This is a genomic window from Halomonas sp. DP1Y21-3 (genome assembly GCF_019801245.1).
In the GTDB taxonomy this organism is placed as follows: domain Bacteria; phylum Pseudomonadota; class Gammaproteobacteria; order Pseudomonadales; family Halomonadaceae; genus Halomonas; species Halomonas litopenaei.
Window position 1 is genome coordinate 649,074 of record NZ_JAHVJM010000002.1, and the last position, 19,923, is coordinate 668,996.

At 63.5% G+C, this 19,923-nt stretch carries 19 protein-coding genes; 8 read left to right on the forward strand and 11 right to left on the reverse strand.

The window, feature by feature from the left end; translation table 11 throughout:
• The first annotated feature begins 14 nt into the window (after positions 1–14).
• The 3 genes from tatA to tatC are packed head-to-tail and all read left to right on the forward strand — an operon-like array spanning position 15 to position 1,534.
• A complete protein-coding gene (gene tatA, locus KUV74_RS08010) occupies positions 15–278 on the forward strand; it encodes a Sec-independent protein translocase subunit TatA (protein ID WP_045991157.1) in 264 nt (87 codons plus the stop codon).
• Between the two features lie 6 nt (positions 279–284).
• The gene (gene tatB / locus KUV74_RS08015) at positions 285–761 is read left to right on the forward strand and encodes a Sec-independent protein translocase protein TatB (protein ID WP_222516056.1); all 477 of its coding nucleotides are present in this window, start codon (positions 285–287) and stop codon (positions 759–761) included.
• Entirely contained in the window at positions 758–1,534 is a 777-nt protein-coding gene (gene tatC, locus KUV74_RS08020) for a twin-arginine translocase subunit TatC (protein ID WP_222516057.1), read from the forward strand. The genes tatB and tatC overlap by 4 nt, the downstream gene beginning before the upstream one ends.
• Before the next feature lie 136 nt (positions 1,535–1,670).
• On the opposite strand, the gene elbB is transcribed toward tatC, so the two are convergent.
• On the reverse strand, positions 1,671–2,336 hold the full coding sequence (gene elbB, locus KUV74_RS08025; RefSeq protein WP_222516058.1) for an isoprenoid biosynthesis glyoxalase ElbB: 666 nt from the start codon (positions 2,334–2,336) through the stop codon (positions 1,671–1,673).
• 204 nt (positions 2,337–2,540) lie between these two features.
• On the opposite strand from elbB, the gene hemB reads away from it, so the two are divergent.
• Both hemB and ppk1 read left to right on the forward strand, forming a co-directional pair.
• A complete protein-coding gene (gene hemB / locus KUV74_RS08030; protein ID WP_108132299.1) occupies positions 2,541–3,548 on the forward strand; it encodes a porphobilinogen synthase in 1,008 nt (335 codons plus the stop codon).
• Between the two features lie 47 nt (positions 3,549–3,595).
• Complete coding sequence (gene ppk1, locus KUV74_RS08035) at positions 3,596–5,818, forward strand: polyphosphate kinase 1 (RefSeq protein WP_222516059.1); 2,223 nt, start codon at positions 3,596–3,598, stop codon at positions 5,816–5,818.
• Positions 5,819–6,159: 341 nt separating this feature from the next.
• Here the strand turns inward: ppk1 and KUV74_RS08040 are convergent, their stop codons facing one another.
• Complete coding sequence (locus tag KUV74_RS08040) at positions 6,160–8,289, reverse strand: PhoX family protein (protein ID WP_124803460.1); 2,130 nt, start codon at positions 8,287–8,289, stop codon at positions 6,160–6,162.
• A 285-nt stretch (positions 8,290–8,574) separates the two neighbouring features.
• On the opposite strand from KUV74_RS08040, the gene KUV74_RS08045 reads away from it, so the two are divergent.
• Positions 8,575–9,336 (forward strand): hypothetical protein, encoded by a 762-nt coding sequence (locus KUV74_RS08045; RefSeq protein WP_124803462.1) that lies wholly within the window; start codon positions 8,575–8,577, stop codon positions 9,334–9,336.
• A gap of 216 nt (positions 9,337–9,552) precedes the next feature.
• Here the strand turns inward: KUV74_RS08045 and KUV74_RS08050 are convergent, their stop codons facing one another.
• Positions 9,553–10,269, reverse strand: a complete 717-nt coding sequence (locus tag KUV74_RS08050; protein ID WP_222516060.1) for a DUF1989 domain-containing protein — start codon at positions 10,267–10,269, stop codon at positions 9,553–9,555.
• 235 nt (positions 10,270–10,504) lie between these two features.
• The gene (locus tag KUV74_RS08055) at positions 10,505–11,215 is read right to left on the reverse strand and encodes an FMN-dependent NADH-azoreductase (RefSeq protein WP_222516061.1); all 711 of its coding nucleotides are present in this window, start codon (positions 11,213–11,215) and stop codon (positions 10,505–10,507) included.
• A 132-nt stretch (positions 11,216–11,347) separates the two neighbouring features.
• Between KUV74_RS08055 and KUV74_RS08060 the strand changes: the two genes are divergently transcribed.
• Both KUV74_RS08060 and KUV74_RS08065 read left to right on the forward strand, forming a co-directional pair.
• Positions 11,348–12,262 (forward strand): LysR substrate-binding domain-containing protein, encoded by a 915-nt coding sequence (locus KUV74_RS08060; RefSeq protein ID WP_181248594.1) that lies wholly within the window; start codon positions 11,348–11,350, stop codon positions 12,260–12,262.
• Between the two features lie 231 nt (positions 12,263–12,493).
• Entirely contained in the window at positions 12,494–13,129 is a 636-nt protein-coding gene (locus tag KUV74_RS08065; RefSeq protein ID WP_108132294.1) for a lysozyme-like domain containing protein, read from the forward strand.
• A gap of 97 nt (positions 13,130–13,226) precedes the next feature.
• On the opposite strand, the gene KUV74_RS08070 is transcribed toward KUV74_RS08065, so the two are convergent.
• From KUV74_RS08070 to rho, 7 genes are all read right to left on the reverse strand, one after another.
• Entirely contained in the window at positions 13,227–14,306 is a 1,080-nt protein-coding gene (locus KUV74_RS08070) for a 3-deoxy-7-phosphoheptulonate synthase (protein ID WP_108132293.1), read from the reverse strand.
• 317 nt (positions 14,307–14,623) lie between these two features.
• Positions 14,624–14,791 (reverse strand): hypothetical protein, encoded by a 168-nt coding sequence (locus tag KUV74_RS08075; protein ID WP_222516062.1) that lies wholly within the window; start codon positions 14,789–14,791, stop codon positions 14,624–14,626.
• A gap of 113 nt (positions 14,792–14,904) precedes the next feature.
• Entirely contained in the window at positions 14,905–15,060 is a 156-nt protein-coding gene (locus KUV74_RS08080; protein ID WP_222516063.1) for a hypothetical protein, read from the reverse strand.
• 80 nt (positions 15,061–15,140) lie between these two features.
• Positions 15,141–15,854: a dihydromonapterin reductase gene (gene folM / locus KUV74_RS08085; RefSeq protein WP_222516064.1), complete on the reverse strand. Its 714-nt coding sequence runs from the start codon at positions 15,852–15,854 to the stop codon at positions 15,141–15,143.
• Complete coding sequence (locus tag KUV74_RS08090) at positions 15,851–16,630, reverse strand: NAD(P)H-flavin reductase (RefSeq protein WP_222516065.1); 780 nt, start codon at positions 16,628–16,630, stop codon at positions 15,851–15,853. Before KUV74_RS08090 ends, folM begins: the two co-directional genes overlap by 4 nt.
• Positions 16,627–18,120 (reverse strand): 4-hydroxy-3-polyprenylbenzoate decarboxylase, encoded by a 1,494-nt coding sequence (gene ubiD, locus KUV74_RS08095; RefSeq protein ID WP_222516066.1) that lies wholly within the window; start codon positions 18,118–18,120, stop codon positions 16,627–16,629. The genes KUV74_RS08090 and ubiD overlap by 4 nt, the downstream gene beginning before the upstream one ends.
• Positions 18,121–18,237: 117 nt before the next feature.
• Positions 18,238–19,497 (reverse strand): transcription termination factor Rho, encoded by a 1,260-nt coding sequence (gene rho, locus KUV74_RS08100; RefSeq protein ID WP_045991171.1) that lies wholly within the window; start codon positions 19,495–19,497, stop codon positions 18,238–18,240.
• Positions 19,498–19,923 lie beyond the last annotated feature (426 nt).

Sequence of the window (19,923 nt, forward strand, 5' to 3'; positions counted from 1 at the left end):
TTGAGGAAGTTCTTATGTTAGGTGGTATCAGTATCTGGCAACTGCTGATCGTACTCGGCATCATCATCCTGATCTTCGGCACCAAGAAGCTGCGCAACGTTGGCAGCGACCTGGGTGGCGCGGTCAAGGGCTTCAAGAAGGCCGTCAACGAAGATGAGGACAAGTCGGAGGAGGCCAAGCCCCAGGCCCAGGTCCGTCATGACGAGACCGATACGCCCAACAACACCTACGACGTCGAGGCGGAGCGCAAGCCCGAATCCTCCGACGAGCGCAAGTAACGCCACATGTTCGATATCGGCTTTCTGGAACTGCTGATCATCGGGGTGGTGGGACTGCTGGTGCTGGGTCCCGAGCGCCTGCCCAAGGCCGCGCGTACCGCCGGCCTGTGGATCGGACGCATCAAGCGTTCGGTGGCCGGCATGCAGCGCGAGATCAGCGCCCAGCTCGAGGCCGAGGAACTGCGCCAGAAGCTCAAGGAGCAGGAACGCAAGCTGGACGACAGCGTCAACCAGGCCAAGCGCAGCGCCGAACAAGCCAAGCGCAGCGTGGAATCCATCGCCGACACCCCGAACACGGGCAACGGCGGGCAGGCGGATTCCACCGGCGCCCAGTCTGCCTCGGCCGGCCAGCGGCTGGACGACGCCGTCGACAGTGCCGCACGCGCCTCGTCGTCCAGCGCTTCGGCTTCCACGCTCTCCCCCGCATCAGCGCCCAGCGATGACACCGCCTCTTCCGAGCACAAGGACTCCGCCACCCGATGAGCGATACCGGTGACACTCCGCCGTCAAGCCAGGGCCACGCCCCACTGATCGAACACCTGGTGGAGCTGCGCTCGCGGCTGATGCGCGCCGTGATTGCCATCCTGGTGATCTTCCTGGCGCTCTACGCCTTTTCCAACGACATCTACCAGTTTGTCGCAGACCCCCTGATGGAGCTGCTGCCGGAAGGCTCCCAGATGATCGCCACCGAGGTGGCGTCGCCCTTCCTGGCGCCGTTCAAGCTGACCCTGGTAGTGGCGGTGTTCGTGGCCATTCCCTTCGTCCTGCACCAGGCCTGGGCCTTCGTGGCACCAGGGCTGTACGACAAGGAAAAGGCCCTGGCGCTGCCGCTTCTGGCCTCGAGCGTGCTGCTGTTCTATCTCGGCGCGGCCTTCGCCTACTACGTGGTCTTTCCCCTGCTGTTCGCCTTCTTCACCCAGACCGGGCCGGAGAACGTGCAGGTGATGACCGATATCAACCAGTATCTCAACTTCGTGCTGAAGCTGTTCTTCGCCTTCGGTATCGCCTTCGAGATCCCGATTGCCACCTTCCTGCTCATCCTCACCGGCGCCGCCAGCGTCAAGAGCCTGAGCGCCAAGCGCCCCTACGTCATCCTCGGCTGTTTCGTCATCGGCATGCTGATGACCCCGCCGGACGTGGTCAGCCAGAGCCTGCTGGCGGTACCCATGTACCTGCTCTACGAGGTCGGGCTGCTGTTCGGCCGGCTGGTCAAGAGGCGGAGCAGCGATGACGAGGGAGCGCCGGACGAGGCGTGATCGCCACACCGGCAGAGCCCCCGTCAGCAGAATGCACAAAGCCCGAGGCATTGGCCTCGGGCTTTGCTTTTTTACCGCTCTCGCACCGGTGGTGTTCAAGGCGCTTGGCGACAATGATCCGCCATCGTCTGCCGTCTCAGGTGTTGACGTCCATCATCTCGTCGATACGATCCACCAGCTTGTTGATGCCCAGCGCCGCCTCGCTGATGCGGGTAGCCAGCATATAGGCGGGGGTGGTCACCAGGCGATGCTCGAAGTCCACCACGATATCGTCCACCGCACAGCTGCGATGCAGGCCGCCCATAGCGCTGATGCAGCCACACACCTCGGGGTCGGTACCGATGGTGACGGCGATGCCTGGCCCCAGCACCTTGGGCACCAGCACCGGCGCGATGCACATCAGACCGATCGGCTTGCGCGCATCGTGAAACTCGATCAACAGCTCAGCCAGGTCCTCGTGGACCTCCATCTCGGACTTGGCCGTGGCGTAGTTCGAAAGATTCTTGGCCGCCCCGAAGCCACCGGGCAGGATCAGGGCATCGAAGTCCGATGCCGACAGTTCGTCCAGCGGCGAAATCTCGCCCCGCGCCAGGCGGGCGGACTCGACCAGCACATTGCGCGACGCCTCGACGGCCTCCCCGCTGTGGTGGTCGATCACCTCCTGGTGAGCGATATCCGGGGCAAAACAGCGATAGGCGATGCCCAGCTGGTCCAGGCGCAGCAGGGTCAGGGTGGTCTCGTAGATCTCGGAACCATCCTGTACGCCGCAGCCCGACAAGACGATCGCTACCTGTTTACTCATGTCATTCTCCTTTATAGCGCGTCGCGAACGGGGCCGGACGCGGCCAAGACTGCCACTACTCTAGAGAGTCGCCACGGGTGCGACAAGACGCGACTTTCGGCGAACGGGAGAGGAGGAATATACTCAATCAATGTCATGCTTTTGTCATGAAGTGCCACCAGACTAGCGCGTGGCGCCGAATCCTTGCTTCCGTGGAGTGCCGTCTTGAGTGCCATTACCCCTCGTCTTTACCCCGCCAGCCGTCCTCGCCGCATGCGCAAGGACGACTTCTCCCGCCGCCTGATGCGCGAGAACCAGCTGAGTGCCGACGATCTGATCTGGCCAGTCTTCGTGCTCGAGGGCGAAGGCCGCCGCGAGGCTGTACCCTCCATGCCCGGGGTCGAGCGCCTGTCGCTGGACCTGTTGATCGAAGAGGCCCGCGAGGCCGTCGAGCTGGGCATTCCCGCCATTGCGCTGTTTCCGGTGGTCGACGCCGACAAGAAGAGCGAGCTGGCGGAAGAAGCCTACAGCGCCAGCGGCCTGGTCCAGCGCAGCGTGCGCGAGCTCAAGGCCGCCCTGCCCGAGCTCGGCGTGATCACCGATGTCGCCCTGGACCCCTACACCAGCCACGGTCAGGACGGCATCCTCGATGAAGACGGCTATGTGGCCAATGACCGCACCGTCGAGACCCTGATCAAGCAGGCGCTGTCCCATGCCGAGGCCGGGGCCGACGTGGTCGCCCCTTCCGACATGATGGACGGGCGTATCGGTGCCATCCGTGAACTGCTCGAGCGTGAAGGCCTGCCCAACACCCGTATCATGGCCTACAGCGCCAAGTACGCCTCGCGCTACTACGGCCCCTTCCGCGATGCGGTGGGCTCGGCGGCCAACCTGGGCAAGGCCGACAAGTCGACCTACCAGATGGACCCGGCCAACAGCGACGAGGCCCTCCACGAGGTCGCCATGGACATCACCGAAGGTGCCGACATGGTGATGGTCAAGCCCGGCATGCCGTACCTGGACGTGGTCCGCCGGGTCAAGGACGAGCTGCGGGTGCCCACCTACGCCTACCAGGTGAGCGGTGAATACGCCATGCACATGGCCGCCTTCGACAACGGCTGGCTGGACGCTGACACTGTCATCCTCGAGTCGCTGATGTGCTTCAAGCGTGCCGGCGCCGACGGCGTGCTGACCTACTTTGCCAAACGCGCGGCCAGGCTATTGGCCCGCTGATCAGGGGAGGGAGCGGCGCCCTTCCCGAGCCCCGATGAGGAACCACCATGGAAGACGCGCAGAGCGACAACGCCACGATTGAACATGCGACCCTGGGCAAGTCCGACGTCTCGATGAGCGACGCGCCCCAGGCCGATACCCCGGTGCCGCGCCTTAACCAGACGCGCACCGGCATCAAGCCCAAGGCAATGCCGGACCCGGAGGCCGACCTCACTGACCCGAGCCTCTACTTCAATCGTGAGCTGTCGCATCTGCAGTTCAACATCCGGGTGCTGGAACAGGCGCTGGACCAGGCGCACCCGCTGCTCAACCGCCTGATGTTCCTGTTGATCTTTTCCTCCAACATGGACGAGTTCTTCGAGATCCGGGTGGCCGGACTGAAGAGCCAGCTGGCCGTGGGCGACGACGCCACCGGTGCCGACGGCCGCAGCCCACGTTCGGTGCTCGACGAGATCTCGAAGATCGCCCACGAACACGTGGAGCGTCAGTACCGCATCCTCAACGAGCAGCTGATCCCTGCCATGGAAGCTCACAACATCCGCTTCCGTCGGCGTGGGGACTGGACCAAGCAGCAGCGCAAGTGGGTCCATGATTACTTCTCCACCGAGATCATCCCGGTGGTCAGTCCCATCGGGCTGGACCCCTCGCACCCCTTCCCGCGGCTGGTCAACAAGAGCCTCAACTTCATCGTCGAGCTCGAGGGCAAGGACGCCTTCGGCCGCGAGGGCGGCCTCGCCATCCTGCCGGCGCCACGTTCGCTGCCCCGGGTCATCGCGCTGCCGGAAGAGCTGTGCGAGGAAGGCTTCACCGAGTATCTGTTCCTGTCGTCGATGATCCACGCCCACGCCGACGAGGTGTTCCCGGGGATGAAGGTCAAGGGCTGCTACCAGTTCCGTCTGACCCGCAACGCCGACATGACGGTGGATCCCGAAGAAGTCTCGGACCTGGCCTCGGCCCTGCGCGGCGAGTTGCTGGCCCGGCGTTACGGCAGCGGCGTGCGCCTGGAGGTGGCCGACAACTGCCCCGAGGAGCTTTCCGACTTCCTGATCAAGCAGTTCCAGCTCGAACCCAGTGACCTCTATCGGGTCAATGGCCCGGTCAACCTGACCCGCATGATGTCGGTACTGGGTGACGCCGACCGACCCGATCTGATGTACCGCTCCTTTACCCCCGGCGTGCCCAAGCAGGTCAAGCAACCCAACTCCATCATGCAGTCGATGCAGGAAGGCGACATCCTGCTGCACCACCCCTTCCAGTCGTTCACCCCGGTGGAGGACCTGCTGCGCGAGGCCGCCCGCGACCCCGACGTGCTGGCGATCAAGCAGACGCTGTATCGCACCGGTGCCGACTCACCCATCGTCAACGCCCTGGTCGAAGCCGCCGGCCAAGGCAAGGAAGTGACCGTGGTCATCGAACTGCGCGCCCGCTTCGACGAAGCCGACAACCTGGCGCTGGCCTCGCGCCTGCAGGAGGCCGGCGCCATCGTCATCTACGGGGTGATGGCCTACAAGACCCACGCCAAGATGATGCACATCGTGCGTCGCGAGAAGGGCGCGCTGCGCCACTACGCTCATCTCGGCACCGGCAACTATCACTCCAAGACGGCCAAGCTCTACACCGACTACAGCCTGCTCACCGCGGACCCTGTGCTGTGCGCCGACGTGCACAAGGTGTTCCAGCAACTGTCCGGCATGGGCCGCACCCGCCAGATCGAGAAGCTGCTGCACGCCCCCTTCACCCTGCACGAACGGGTCGTGGAAATGATCGAGCGGGAGGCAAGCTACGCGCGCAAGGGCAAGCGCGCCCATATCATCGTCAAGTGCAACTCGCTGACCGAACCCAAGCTGATCCAGGCGCTCTACCGCGCCTCCCAGGCCGGCGTCGAGTGCGACCTGATCATCCGCGGCATGTGCTGCCTGCGCCCCGGCCTGCCCGGTATCTCCGAGAATATCCGGGTGCGCTCGGTGATCGGTCGCTTCCTCGAACACACCCGGGTGTTCCACTTCCACAACGACGGCAAGCCCGAGATATGGGGCTCCAGCGCGGACTTCATGGCGCGCAACATGTTCCATCGGGTCGAGACCTGCTTCCCGCTGCTCGACAAGAAGCTCGCCGCCCGGGTGCGCAAGGACCTCGAGACCTACCTGGTCGACAACTGCCAGAGCTGGCTGCTGCAGGCCGACGGCACCTACATCAAGCAGGATCCGGGCGAGGCCGCACCGATCTCCGCCCAGGAAACGCTGCTGTACGCCTACGCCGCTCGCGCTTGAATAACGCCCCGCATTGACGCGCCATCGGCGCGTCGATAACACCACCCAGGCCCCTCGCCAGCGACGCTGGCGAGGGGCTTTTCATGTTGTCGTCATGTGTCCTGACGGCTGCCGGACGCCGCGCGACCTGCGCCTTGGCCGCCCCAAGCGGTTCCCGGACCAACCGCCTCCCGCTTCAGGCTGCCGATCATCCAGCCCTGGACACCCAGACCCTAGAAAAAACACCCCGGCTCCCTGAAAAGGGAGCCGGGGTGCTGGGGCGGCGCAAGACGTCAGACGTAGAGAACGCCCCTGGAGGTTGCCCGAAAGGCCGACGCAAGCCGGCACCTTTCGGACACGTCCTAGACGCCGATCTGGCCGCCGTCTTCGCGCTGGATCACCACCGTGGCGGCGCGCGGTCGCACGCTGGCATCAGACGCCTGGGTCGCGTCGTCACTGGCCGGCCAGTTGCCCGGATGCTGGATATTGATAAACAGCGCGGTCTTGTCCGGCGTGGGGAAGATGCCAGTGACCTCGCAGCCGTTGGGGCCTACGCAGAAACGCTTGAGCTTGTCCTGGTTGGCCCCGGAGATCACCGCGGCGGCACCATCGGCACGCTCGAGCTCCGCCGGCACGACCGCCAGCACCTGGTCATTGGTGCTCTCGGTGACGCCCTCGTAGCCGTTGTCGGTCTGGATCCACAGGATGCCCTGGCCGTCGCCGCGCTCATCGAAGTAGAGCCCATCGGGACTGGCGAATTCGTTGTCGGCGGTCAGCCCGGACAGGTTGTTCTGGTCACTGGCCGCGGCACCGAACACGAATACCTCCCAGTCGAAGGCGGTGGCATCGCTGCCCTCGCGCCAGCGGATGATCTGACCGGCCTCGTTGTTCGCCCGCGGGTTGGCCGCATTGACCGGTGCCGTGGCGTAGCCGTTGCCCAGCGCGGTGATGTTGTCGCCGTCGCCGGTCAGGGTCGCCTCGGTGCCGTCTTCGGTACGCTTCGAGTTGTTGGTCAGGGTCATGTAGACCTCGCCGGTGGACGGGTCCACCGCGCCCCACTCAGGGCGATCCATCGGTGTGGCACCCATCAGGTCGGCGGCATCACAGGTGTGGATGATCACCCCGGCCAGGTCATCGGCGTCGAGTTCCAGCGCCTCGGCCAGGGTACGGCCATCCTGGGTGGAAGCGTCCGGCGTCAGCGGCAGCCACTCGCCGCTGCCATCGGCGTTGAAGCGAGCGACGTAAAGGGTGCCGCTGTCCATGTACTTGTCACCGATCGCCAGGCGATCGGCCTCGGCGCCGGGAGCGATGGCATCCGCCGGGTCCCAGGCCGCCTCCGAGACAAACTTGTAGATGTACTCGTTGCGCGAGTCGTGACCGGAGTAGAACACCACCGGCTCGCCTGCTACCAGCTTGCCCGGCCAGCAGCCCTCGTGGCGGAAGCGGCCCAGCGCCGTGCGCTTGATCGCCTGCCTGCCGGTATAGGGGTCGATCTCGACGATATAGCCGAACTGACGCGGCTCGTTGCGGTAGTCACCACTGGCGTCGTCGGCGACGGGGTCGCCGATCAGACGGGTAAATTCGTCGTCGCGTTCGCTGTCATCACCCGCGGCGGTCTCCCAGCCGTAGCGTCCGCGACCACTGGCGATGCCAAGACGGTCATCGTCCAGGGTACGGCCCTCGTTCTTGACGAAGTAGGCCGGCCAGTTCTCCTCGCAGGTGAGGTAAGTTCCCCAGGGCGTGTAACCGTGGGCACAGTTGTTGTTGGTGCCGCGAGCCTGGGTGCCGCCCGGGGAATACCTGGTCTTGACGTAGTCGCTGCCCGCCACCGGCCCTGACAGGTGCATCGGGGTGGCACTGGTGTAGCGACGGTTATGGGCGGAACCCTTGACGTGGCTCCAGCGACCATCGGCGTCCTTCTTCACCTCGACCACGGTCACCCCGTGGGCGTTGATCTCGGTGCGCACCTCATCCGCCGGGCGCTTGCCTTCGGTCATGTTGGTGGGGCCGCCCTGGGGCGCCCACAGCGCGTTCTCGTCGATGTATTCGTTGTTCATCACCAGCAGGAAGCGCTCGGAAGCCGTGCTCTCATCCAGCGCGAAAGGATGCATGCCGTCGTGATGCATGCCGACGCTGGCCGCCTGGGCCTGGGGCGTCATCGTCAGATCCTCGCTCCATTCGGGCGCGCTGTCGTCAAGCGGCGTACCCCAGGGCACCAGCACCTGGGCGGTATAGCCCGGCGGCACCACCACGGCGTCGCTGCGCGAACCGGCAATCGACTCGAAGGCCAGCGCCAGCGGCGTCTTGGCCATCCCTGACGACGGCTCGTTGGCGAAGGCCGAGAGACCAAAGCTTCCCAGCATGGTCATGGCCGCCATGCCCATGCCCCCCTTCATCACCGCTCGCCGGGAAAGACGACGGTCGAGCACCGAGGAGAAGGGTTCATTACGGCTGGGGTTCAACAGACGATGATCTTCAATTTCCTTGCTCATTGCGCAGTCCTCTTCTTGCAGCCCTCTGTTCGCCGTCAAGGCGTGGGCTGTCGGTGCCAGTCACTGTTGCCGGCCTCGGGTATCGGAGGGGAAAGTCGATCACAGGGGCGACGGCGGTCCGCCGACAACACTAGGTAGTCCAGATGACACTCGTATGACGATAGACGAGGTTGACGCAGAGCACAGGAAGTAGCGCTATTGTAAAAAGAGTAACAGTTGGTGAAAGAAAATGGCTTCGCTCGTCGACACAGTGCACCAACAATCGCTATCGACAGGACCAGAACCATGTGGAATCTGGGACACCGACATCAGCGCATACTTCTTATGCCCCAACGCGCCCCTTCAGCCGACGAAGATCCCGAGCCTCGTTGGTACTGGGTCCACTGTGTCGATCAACAGAGCCTCGACCGGGGCAGCGCCGCCAATGTCCAATCGCTTTCGTGCCTCGACCAGGCACTTCCCTGTTGTCTCGTCATACCGCCACAATCGGTCACCCTGGTAACGCTGGACGGCGCCCTGGCCGAGGAGGTCGACAGCAGGGAGTCACTGGATGAACTGGTTGAGCGGGAGCTTTGCGTAATACCGCACACTCTCGCGCTCCATGTGCTCTATCGTGATGACAGCGCCCTGGATGTCATGGTGGTGCAGCGTACCCTGCTGGCCCAGTGCAGCCGACGCCTGGGACGCCATCACCTCTCGCCCCGCTGGTGGGCCAGCGCCTTCCAGGGTCTGCCGCCGCCCGAACCCGACACCCTGGGCGTACTGCCCTGGGGCGACGACTGGATGCTGAAGTGGCGCCACCCCGAGACCCCTGAACGGGAGCGCTGGCTGTGCTGGCCCAAGAGTCAGGACATGGAGGACCTGAGCGACCATCTTCCGGAAGTGCTGCGCGAGTCGCCATGGAATTGTCCACTGGCCCCCCAGGCCGTCAACGGCCTCGACTGCCTGGACTTCTGTGCCCGCCACCTGCCCGAGGACCTGCCACTGGTGCCCTCGGACATCGGAGGTGAGGGTCAGCCTAGGGAGAAGAAGCCCGAGCCCGCGTAGAGGCAGCGTGATCGCTATCGCTAAACTTCGCTGCCACTGGCCCAAAAAACGTGTAGAGGCGTTTGAAGCGACGAGAGGGAATGCTGAAGTCATATCGTGAGCGATGACGAGCCGGATGCCGCCGGAGCGCAAAGGCTGGAGTTTACCTTCGACGGAATGAGAACCTTTAGCGCCGGCGGCGGAGTTGCAGTGCATCGCCATCTATCCCGTGTTTCTTCAATCTCCGAGCATGACTCCTATACTTTCCGTTTGGCTACCAACTCCGTTGACCGCCGTAATATCCTGGGGACAGCATGACATGACTACGCAACAGGTCATCATTGCCTTGAACACGATCCTGTCGTCTCTTTTGGCCACGGGTGGCACAAATGTCAGTGAGCCATCACCATCAAGTGGAACATTCATCCACACATTGAATGGTGATGGAACATGCGAAACCTCCTTGCCGATGGCAAGCAATGCCATTCGAAGATTATCAACACAGTTGTCATGGTATTCGCTTACGCCAAGCTGTCTATAGCGATTGATATCGCAGGCGGCAATCAATGTGTCATGCACCCCAGGCGAAGTATCTTCCACTAGTTCCAGCATCTCGTTTCTTCTATTGGAAACCATACTGTCACCGACAACCGGCACCAAGCGCCCAAGATGGGTTCGAGTATGTTCCATGGATAGAAATTCGTCTGGATCACTCGTATTGAAAGTCCACATATCGCAGACCTGCAATCCACATACGTTAATCAGCGTAAGCATCTGCCCTTTTTCCAGTACAACGGCAGCGCCACACCTCGCGGGAATGAAATAGACCTTTCCTGGCTGCAGAACACCATTGCGCGCAAGCGGTTGGCTCACTGACAACTGTTTTTCTTCCAGCGCACCGAAAGAAGCCGCCAGATCAGGCTCCCTATCTCTACTTATATAACCACCCATCATCCACCTCGCTCACTGATTTTTCCGACTTATCATGAAGAATACATTGTTGGAAATCAGACACTCCCTCTCACCACATCGGCCCTCTGACGGCGAGACGCGCAAATTTCTCATCCCGCGAGACTATTCTTATTTCAAGTTCTGTAATACAGACGTTTGCTGGACAGGGAATCACATCTGTTGCCGAGCATCTGGTACCCAGCAGGGGACGATCGTAGAAGCGGTCACGGAGGTGCGCTCACCCCGAGACTGGAGCGGAAACAACGCGAGGAACGTCCAGACTGGCCGCCAGCCTGTCGACCAACGCCTCAACGCGTTGCTCCGCCTGAATCAGAGACTGCTGCAGCCGCTCGTCGGCAAACTCGTCATACTCCACGGCGATGCTGTGCAACTCCTCTATGCCGAGATAGGCGAAAACGGTACGCAAGTGTGGTTCGACGTGGTTGGTGTGCTCCATTCGCTCACCAGGCTCGTAGCCATAGTCACCCCGTGCACCAAGCACCACCAAGCGCTTGCCCATGGCGCTCAGCATCGGCCAGTAGGGCAAGCCTGGGCGGGAGCGATCAAAGCCGAAAGTCCGCCCGACTCGCACGATATTGTCGATATAAGCCTTGAATCCGGCCGGAACGCCGAAGTTGTACATCGGGACGCCAGCGATGATCAGATCCGCCTCGAGCAGTTCGTCGACCAGGGAATCACTCTCCGCGAGAACCTCGTGCATCCAACTATCCCGCGCTTCCGGCTTGGTGAAGGCGGCATGAATCCAATCACCGCTGACAGGACGAGGCGGCTGCTGGCCGACATCGCGATAGACGACCCTGTCGTCAGGACGTACCCGTTGCCACTGTGTGACGAAGTGGGCGCTGAGGCGTCTCGAATGCGATCCGTGGGGTTGACTACCGGAAAGTCCGGAGCGTGCGCTGGCATCAAGGTGCAACAGTGTGGCCATGAAGATTCTCCTTTGGGATTAGTACCGATCATGCTTGGTGGAGCGCGAACGACAGAATCTTCCAATCGATTCGGGCCGACAAACGATCTATTCTTTGCAGATGCACAAAAATTTTTTATCCATAGGGATGTGATGCAACGACGCCGACTACCACTATCGCAGTTGCGTGCTTTTGAGGCGGCAGCACGTCACCGTAGTTTCAAGGGGGCGGCTGAAGAGCTGGCGGTAACGCCCGCCGCGATCAGCCACCAGGTACGTGAACTGGAAAGCTGGCTCGGCGTAGCGCTATTCGAGCGTCGCACCCGCCAGGTGATCCCGACCGACGCGGCAACGGAGCTTTCTCCCGTGCTACGCCAGGGCTTTGACGCCTTCGCCGAGGCATTGGAAAGTCTGCTCAAGCGAACGACACCCGCCAGCGTCACCCTCTCCTGCACTCCGGCCTTCGCCAGCCAGTGGCTGCTTCCTCGACTGACCGACTTTCATTCGACGAATCCCGATATCGCCTTGAATATCCATGCCAGCGAGAGCGTGCTTGATCTAACGCATGGAACCCGCCTGGCGATTCGTTACGGTATGGGCCCCTATCCGGACCATGAGGTGGTGACCCTGGCGACCGATCGCATTGCCCTGGTCGCCAGCCCGCAACTCCAGCTGGCTGGCGTCGACGACCTCAGGGGTGTTCGTCATATCGATTTCGACTGGTACTGTCCGAACCTTGGCCTGCCCGGCTGGGCTCAGTGGTGTCAGGCGTTGGGGTCTACCCCTGCCGTGCTGGGGCCTCGACTCGCCTTCTCCGAAGAAAGTCACGCGATCCAGGCCGCTATCTCCGGTCAGGGCGTGGCCCTGCTGGGCTTGACCCTGGTGCAGGATGAGATCGCTCGTGGTGTGCTGGAGGTGCCATTCGGCCCGTTTCTACCGGGACTGCACTACCACCTGATCAGGAGCCAAACAATGTCCGACAATGCCATCCTCGACAAGGTGGTGGTTTGGCTTCAACAGGCGTTTTCAGCGGCAACCGCTACCATAGGCGAACAACAGGCACCTTGATGCAACCCGTTTGCCTTCCCGCAAGAAATGACCGTCCTGGCCTTGAGCGTGGCGCTGGATGATCGAACTCAGACGTCATCGGACATCGAAGGCGTTCGCCCCATCGCCCCCTCTCCGATGACCCGAAGCAGCCGGTGGGACATGTGAGGATGACCCGACACTGCACGGGAGGGCATACTGGGGGCGATATCACTAAAACGGGAAAATGTTGTGAAACGGGCCATGCCAGGGATGCGGTCTGCTCTACTCACTACGGTGCTTGCCGCGGCGCTTGTTACTCTCAGCGGCTGCGCCGCCTTCGCCCCGGCGCCGCCGAGCCATCAGGACAATCTGTGCGAGATCTTTCGCCAGCAGCCTGACTGGTACGACGCCACCCAGGCCTCCTATGAAAAGTGGGGCACGCCCCCCTGGACCCAGATGGCCTTCATCAAGCGCGAGTCGTCGTTTCGCAGCCACGTCAGGCCGCCACGTACCAAACTACTGGGCTTCATTCCGTGGACGCGCCCGTCCTCGGCCTACGGCTATGCCCAGGCCCAGGATCCGGTATGGGGCGAATACGATGACGCCGCCGGCGGGCTGTTCGCCAGTCGCACCGACATGGACGACGCCACCGACTTCATCGGCTGGTACAACGCCCGCACGCGGCGCATGACGGGGGTGTCACTGTCCAACCCCGAGCACCTGTACCTGGCCTACCACGAAGGCCAGGGCGGCTATCAGCGCGGCAGCTATCGCGCCAAGCCGGCGGTGCAACGCGCGGCGCGGGAGGTGGCAAGCACCGCTTCCCGCTACCGCAGCCAACTGGCAGCCTGCGAGGCGGAATTCCGCTGCGACAGCTTCTATCAGGTATGGCCCTTCTGCCGCTGAGTCACGTCCCCCACCCGCGGCGCGAGCCAGTTACGCCGGACAAAAACGACCAGAGGCCCGAAAGGGCCTCTGGTCTGGTTCGTTCGCATCGTCGGGCTCAACCCTGCTGGGCAAGACGCTCGGCAGCCAGGCTCAACAGGTGTTCGGTGGTCTCCCAGCCGATGCAGGCGTCGGTGACCGAGACACCGTAGCGCAGCTTGCCGGGCTCCAGGGGTTGTTTACCCTCGTTCAGGTGGCTTTCGAGCATCACCCCGATCAGCGAGGTGTCACCGGCCAGACGCTGGGCCAGCACCTCGAGCAGGACTTCGCTCTGACGGCGATGGTCCTTGCGTGCGTTGGCGTGACTGCAGTCCACCATCAGTCGCGGCGGCAGGCCGGTGCCGATCAGCGCCTTCCTGGCGGCGGCGACCGCGTCGACCCCGTAGTTGGGCTCACCGTGGCCGCCCCGCAGCACCACATGGGTGTAGGGGTTGCCGGCGGTCTCGCGCATGACCGGCTGCCCCTGCTCGCCCACCGCGAAGTGCTGGTGGGGGTGGGCGGCCGAGCGCATGGCGTCCAGTGCCACCTGGACGTCGCCGCTGGTGGCGTTCTTGAAGCCGACCACCGCGCCGATGCCACTGGCCATCTCGCGATGCAGCTGGGATTCGGTGGTGCGTGCGCCGATCGCGACCCAGGCCAGCAGGTCCTCAAGGTAAGGAGCGATCATCGGCTGCAGGATCTCGGTGGCCACCGGCAGGCCCAGCTCGACGATCTCGCGCATCAGCTGGCGTGACAGCTCGAGCCCACGCGCCATGTCGCCCTTGCCATCCAGGTCCGGGTCATAGGCCAGGCCCTTCCAGCCCACGGTGGTGCGGGGCTTCTCGACGTACACCCGCATCACCACCAGCACTCGATCACGGATGCTGTCGGCCAGGGAGGCCAGGCGCCGGGCGTATTCAAGCGCCGACCTGGGATCATGGATCGAACAGGGCCCGACCACCGCCAGCAGGCGATCATCACGACCCTCGAGAATGTCACGGATCTGCTGACGCTGAGCGTCGACGCGATCGCTCAGGGTCGTCCCGAGTGGGCACTGGCGCTTGAGCGCCTGCGGGGTCGGCAGGGTCATCTGGGGGGCGGTCTCTTGCGTCGCGGCAGCGTTGAGGTCGGCGGTGGCAAGCGAAAGGCTGGCGGTCATGGTATCAGCTCCGTGTGGTCGTACATCGTTGGGTGCGTCGACCACCGAGGCGCTCACGGTCGGAGGTGGCCAGTTGGGCCGACCGCGCGTCGATAAATCGCCAGCTATCGCCATAGGCATAGCCATGGGAAATGGTGCTGGCGAAGAGTCGATATGCGGTCATGTCATTGCTCCGGTTGCCTGCCTTTCGCAGGTGAGTGCTACTGAGTGAAAACGTCTGGCCACACAAACAAGGAACCCCCGGACGGGCAGCCGTCCGGGGGTTCTGGGAGGCGGCCCTGGGGGGGGGAGCGCCTCGCGAGTGCCAGATACTTGGATCAGGCCTCGCGCACCAGCGCCCCGGTATCAAACCAATACCAGGAAAAGCTGGGCCAATAAAAGGACACCGCGTCCGCATGCACACAATCCGAACCCAAGACGCCACCGACGAGGGCGCTATCGCTGCCATCGGGTCGGGGTCGGGTCGGGTTTGCGTGATCGGTCATCGGTGTCTCCTCGAATCTTGTTTCATCCTGCCCCGCGCCGGAGCAAATGGCAACCCCTGTGCACGGGCAGGAAAAACGCCGAGCCGTCGACCATGGTCTGCTGACGCCCCTGGCTAGCCTGTCGCCAGCTGCACCCAGCCGATGGTCGCCGGCAGACAGGTCATGCCGACCATCACCACCAGGCCGAGAAAGATCGTCAGGAATCCGCTTTCGTCATGAAAGCCGTCGTGAGAGCTTTCGCCATGAGGGTCGTCGTCGTGATGGGCCATGGGTCGCCTCCTGTGAAGTTGTTGTCAGGGTCATCCAGAGTCTAGGGGGATTCCTCGGGTCAGGCGAGTCCGCCGGCGATTCAGCGCAGGTGGCGTCCACCGTCCACGGCCAGGGTCGTGCCGGTCACATAGCGGTTGTCGAGCAGGTAGCGCAGGCTCTGGTAGATGACCCCGGGCCCCGGCACCATGTCCATCGCCGACTTGGCCCTGGCCTTGGCGGCATAGTCCTCGTCATCGCCCTGATTGAGCATGATCAACGCGGGTGCAATGGCGTTGACCTGGATCTCTGGGGCATAACGCGCGGCGAAGGACAGCGTCAGATTGTCGAGCCCGGCCTTGGTGGCGGCGTAGGCGGCGTGCTTGCGCGAGCCCTTCTGCACCACATAGTCGGTCATGTGGACGATGTCCCGCTGGGGTTCGCTGCAGGCGTCGAGCAAGGCCTTGGCGTGGAGGTTGATCAGGTAAGGCGCCAGCATATGGATACGGAACAGCCGCTCGAAGGCGGCCCCGGCATCCGCGCCATCGCTGTCCGGCGCCCAGTCGCTGGCGTTGTGGACGATGGCGCGCAACGCGCCGGTCTCGCTCTTGAGCCGCTCGAGGAAGTCGAGGATACCGTCTTCGCTGGAGAAGTCCGCCTGGAGGGTGACGATGCCGCGCTCGCGCATGGCCTCGAGCTCCGGGCGCTCGCGGCGATAGCTGATGATCACCGGCTGGCCGTCCTGCACCAGGCGCTCGGCGCAGTGACGCCCCAGACGCTGGGCGCCACCGGTAATCAGGATCGGCGACGCGCTCATGACTGTTTTTCCCCGACCAGGCTACCGACCACCGGCACCAGAGGGTCGCGTGGCGCGTAGGCGAAGACGTCCGAGAACACCCGTGACGGGTCCAGCCCCAGCGAGGCGAGCACGTCGACACAGGCATAGACCATGCCGGGCGAGCCCGACAGATAGACGTCGTGGCCCGACACATCGCCAAGCTCGGCGGCGAGTGCGGCGTCGATACGGCCATGATGGGCGTGCACCCGCTCCTCGGCGAAGCCCTGCTCGAAGCCTTCCTCGCAGACCGCGTGGAAGCTGACCTTATCGGACTCGGCGACCCACTGCCGGGCCAGGCTCTCGGCGTACAGATCACGGCGTTCCTTGGCCGCCCACCACAGGCTGATGGGACGCTCGGGGTTGGAGTGGAGCGCCGCCTCGACGATCGCCTTCATCTGGGCGAAGCCGGTACCGGCGGCGATCAGCGTCAGCGGACGATCGCTTTCACCATCCAGCACGCAGTCGCCCCCCGGCAGGCGCACGGTCAGGTGCTGGGCCTCGACCAGCATGGCCCTGAGCTGGGCCGAGTTGGAGCGTTCGGGCCAGTGCTGGATATGCAGTTCGAGTCGCCCATCGTCACGATGGCGGCTGGCGATGGAAAAGGGCACCCAGCAGTCATCGTCCAGGCACATTTCCAGGTACTGGCCCGGGGCATGGGCCATGGCCTCGGCGCGTCCTTCCAGAATCACGCGAAACACGTCAGGGGTGAGGTCCTCGACCTCGATGACCTGGCAGGTCAGGGTCCTTGCCGTCATGTCGACCTCTTGTTGCTGTCGGGGAGAGGAATGTCGAATTCGTCCCAGCGCTCGCTGACCCGGGACTTGATGCTGTCATCCATGGCAATCGCCACGCCCCACTCCCTGTCCGTTTCACCCGGCCACTTGCTGGTGGCGTCCAGGCCCATCTTGGAGCCGAGCCCGGCCACCGGAGAGGCGAAATCGAGGTAGTCGATCGGGGTGTTCTCGACCATCACGGTGTCGCGGGCCGGGTCCATGCGGGTGGTGATGGCCCAGATCACGTCCTCCCACTGGCGAGCGTCGACGTCATCATCCAGCACCACCACAAACTTGGTGTACATGAACTGACGCAGGAAGCTCCATACCCCCATCATTACCCGCTTGGCGTGGCCCGGGTACTGCTTTTTCATGGTCACGACCGCCATGCGGTAGGAGCAGCCCTCCGGGGGCAGATAGAAGTCGACGATCTCCGGGAACTGACGGCGCAGGATCGGCACGAACACCTCGTTCAAGGCGAGCCCTAGGATCGCAGGCTCGTCCGGTGGACGTCCGGTGTAGGTGGAGTGGTAGATGGCGTCCTTGCGCATGGTCATACGCGTCACGGTGAACACCGGAAAGGTCTCCACCTCGTTGTAGTAGCCGGTATGGTCGCCGTAGGGACCTTCCGGCGCGGTATCATCGGGGTACAGGAAGCCCTCGAGGATGATCTCGGCAGACGCCGGCACCTGCAGGTCGGCGTGACCGCAGTTGACCAGTTCGGTGCGCGAGCCACGCAGCAGCCCGGCGAAGGCGTACTCGGACAGCGAGTCAGGCACCGGGGTCACCGCCCCCAGAATGGTCGCCGGGTCGGCGCCCAGCGCCACCGCCACCGGGAAAGGCTCGCCGGGGTGCGCCTGCTGGAATTCCTGGAAGTCCAGCGCACCACCACGATGGGACAGCCAGCGCATGATCAGGCGGTTCTTGCCGAGCTTCTGCTGGCGATAGATACCGAGATTCTGACGACTCTTGTGCGGGCCCTTGGTGATCACCAGCGGCCAGGTCACCAGGGGGGCGGCATCACCGGGCCAGCAGTGCTGGATCGGCAGTCGATCCAGGTCCACCTCATCGCCCTCGAAGACTCGCTGCTGGACCGGTGCCGAGCGCACGGTCTTGGGACCCATGCTCATGATCTGCTTGAAGATCGGCAGCTTTTCCCAGGCATCGCGGAAGCCCTTGGGAGGTTCCGGCTCCTTGAGAAAGGCCAGCAGTTCACCAACCTCGCGCAGCGCCTCGACAGACTCCTGGCCCATGCCCATGGCGACGCGTTTGGGGGTGCCGAACAGGTTGCCCAGCAGCGGCATTTCGCTGCCCTTGACGTTCTCGAACAACAATGCCGGGCCGCCGGCGCGCAGGGTGCGATCGCAGATCTCGGTGATCTCGAGATAGGGGTCCACCTCGGCGGTCACCCGCTTGAGTTCGCCGGCGGCCTCGAGACCCGCGATAAAGTCACGCAAGTCACCATATTTCATGCGATTGCCTCGCTCCCCTGAACACAAAAGGGGCAGCATAGCATGCTGCCCCTCGTCTTGACCTCGGTCACCTGGACCTTGCGTCTGGCGACCGCCCAGGCGCGGCGTTGGCCAACGCTAGCGGCGCTTCATCGCCTCGAAGAATTCGAGGTTGGTCTTGGTGTCCTTGAGTCGGTCGATCAGGAACTCGGTGGCCGCGGTATCGTCCATCGGGTTGAGCAGCTTGCGCAGGATCCACATGCGCTGCATCTCCTCGTCGGAGGCGATCAGGTCCTCACGACGGGTGCCGCTGCGGCGGATGTTGAGCGCGGGATAGACGCGACGCTCGGCCAGACGGCGATCCAGGTGGGCTTCCATGTTACCGGTGCCCTTGAACTCCTCGAAGATCACCTCGTCCATCTTGGAGCCAGTATCCACCAGGGCCGTGGCGATGATGGTCAGGCTGCCGCCCTCCTCGATGTTACGCGCGGCACCGAAGAAGCGCTTGGGCTTTTCCAGGGCGTGGGCGTCGACACCACCGGTCAGCACCTTGCCGGAGGACGGCACCACGGTGTTGTAGGCGCGCGCCAGACGGGTGATGGAATCGAGCAGGATGACCACGTCCTTCTTGTGCTCGACCAGACGCTTGGCCTTCTCGATCACCATCTCGGCCACCTGGACGTGACGCGCCGGCGGCTCGTCGAAGGTCGAGGCGACCACTTCGCCGCGCACGGTGCGCGACATCTCGGTGACCTCCTCGGGGCGCTCGTCGATCAGCAGCACGATCAACTGGCACTCGGGGTTGTTACGCGTGATCGAGGTGGCGATGTTCTGCAGCATCAGCGTCTTGCCCGCCTTGGGCGGCGACACGATCAGGCCACGCTGGCCCTTGCCGATGGGTGCGGTCAGGTCGATGATGCGCGCGGTCAGATCCTCGGTGGAACCATTGCCGATCTCCATGCGCAGACGGTCCTGCGGAAACAGCGGCGTGAGGTTCTCGAACAGGATCTTGTGCTTGGCGTTCTCCGGCCGGTCCAGGTTGATCTGACTGACCTTCAACAGCGCGAAGTAGCGCTCGCCTTCTTTCGGCGGGCGGATCTTGCCGGAGATGGTGTCGCCCTTGCGCAGGTTGAAGCGCCGGATCTGGGACGGCGACACATAGATATCGTCGGGGCCGGCCAGGTAGGAGCTGTCGGCGCTGCGCAGGAATCCGAAACCGTCCTGAAGGATCTCCAGCACGCCATCGCCGAAGATGTCTTCGCCGCTCTTGGCGTGCTTCTTCAGGATGGCAAAGATGATGTCCTGCTTGCGGGACCGGGCCAGGTTGTCGATACCCATCTCGCGGGCGATATCGAGAAGCTCCGGCACGGGCTTTTGCTTGAGTTCGGTCAGATTCATCAGAGTTCAGAAATTACTCGTGGAAGCCGGGCGGCAAGGCGCCGAGGGGCGAAAAGACACGCCGATTGAGTGCGTTCAGAGCCCGAGGCTGCTCGTGCGAGGCCAGGTAAAGATAATAGGGCCATTGACTGGATTCTCCGGAGGGGAGATCCACGCCAGCGTCTGGACGAGGGAGCAGGTTCATTCGCCGTTGCCAGCGTCTCGCGGGCTTGGGCCGGGGCCTTGGCCGGGAGCGGAGCTGACGTCGTGCGGGCTGTCTGACGACTTGGGATGGTCACGTCGCGGCGGCGGCGCGACCGGGAAAACACATTCGAAACAGGCGAATGACCCGATACTAGACAAGCCGGAAGGGGAACGCAAGCCCCGTGGCGGACCCGGATCATTGACATCCCCCGGGGCGAAACGCAACCTTGATCCATCTCCAGT

Bases quoted from the DNA above. Each gene is read 5' to 3' on its own strand.
- KUV74_RS08080 (WP_222516063.1), bottom strand. From the start codon at position 15,060: ATGGCCCATCACGACGACGACCCTCATGGCGAAAGCTCTCACGACGGC.
- tatA (WP_045991157.1), top strand. From the start codon at position 15: ATGTTAGGTGGTATCAGTATCTGGCAACTGCTGATCGTACTCGGCATC.
- KUV74_RS08060 (WP_181248594.1), top strand. From the start codon at position 11,348: ATGCAACGACGCCGACTACCACTATCGCAGTTGCGTGCTTTTGAGGCG.
- elbB (WP_222516058.1), bottom strand. From the start codon at position 2,336: ATGAGTAAACAGGTAGCGATCGTCTTGTCGGGCTGCGGCGTACAGGAT.
- KUV74_RS08045 (WP_124803462.1), top strand. From the start codon at position 8,575: ATGTGGAATCTGGGACACCGACATCAGCGCATACTTCTTATGCCCCAA.
- KUV74_RS08050 (WP_222516060.1), bottom strand. From the start codon at position 10,269: ATGATGGGTGGTTATATAAGTAGAGATAGGGAGCCTGATCTGGCGGCT.
- ppk1 (WP_222516059.1), top strand. From the start codon at position 3,596: ATGGAAGACGCGCAGAGCGACAACGCCACGATTGAACATGCGACCCTG.
- KUV74_RS08065 (WP_108132294.1), top strand. From the start codon at position 12,494: ATGCGGTCTGCTCTACTCACTACGGTGCTTGCCGCGGCGCTTGTTACT.
- rho (WP_045991171.1), bottom strand. From the start codon at position 19,497: ATGAATCTGACCGAACTCAAGCAAAAGCCCGTGCCGGAGCTTCTCGAT.
- KUV74_RS08090 (WP_222516065.1), bottom strand. From the start codon at position 16,630: ATGACGGCAAGGACCCTGACCTGCCAGGTCATCGAGGTCGAGGACCTC.
- KUV74_RS08075 (WP_222516062.1), bottom strand. From the start codon at position 14,791: ATGACCGATCACGCAAACCCGACCCGACCCCGACCCGATGGCAGCGAT.
- tatB (WP_222516056.1), top strand. From the start codon at position 285: ATGTTCGATATCGGCTTTCTGGAACTGCTGATCATCGGGGTGGTGGGA.
- folM (WP_222516064.1), bottom strand. From the start codon at position 15,854: ATGAGCGCGTCGCCGATCCTGATTACCGGTGGCGCCCAGCGTCTGGGG.
- KUV74_RS08070 (WP_108132293.1), bottom strand. From the start codon at position 14,306: ATGACCGCCAGCCTTTCGCTTGCCACCGCCGACCTCAACGCTGCCGCG.
- tatC (WP_222516057.1), top strand. From the start codon at position 758: ATGAGCGATACCGGTGACACTCCGCCGTCAAGCCAGGGCCACGCCCCA.
- KUV74_RS08055 (WP_222516061.1), bottom strand. From the start codon at position 11,215: ATGGCCACACTGTTGCACCTTGATGCCAGCGCACGCTCCGGACTTTCC.
- ubiD (WP_222516066.1), bottom strand. From the start codon at position 18,120: ATGAAATATGGTGACTTGCGTGACTTTATCGCGGGTCTCGAGGCCGCC.
- KUV74_RS08040 (WP_124803460.1), bottom strand. From the start codon at position 8,289: ATGAGCAAGGAAATTGAAGATCATCGTCTGTTGAACCCCAGCCGTAAT.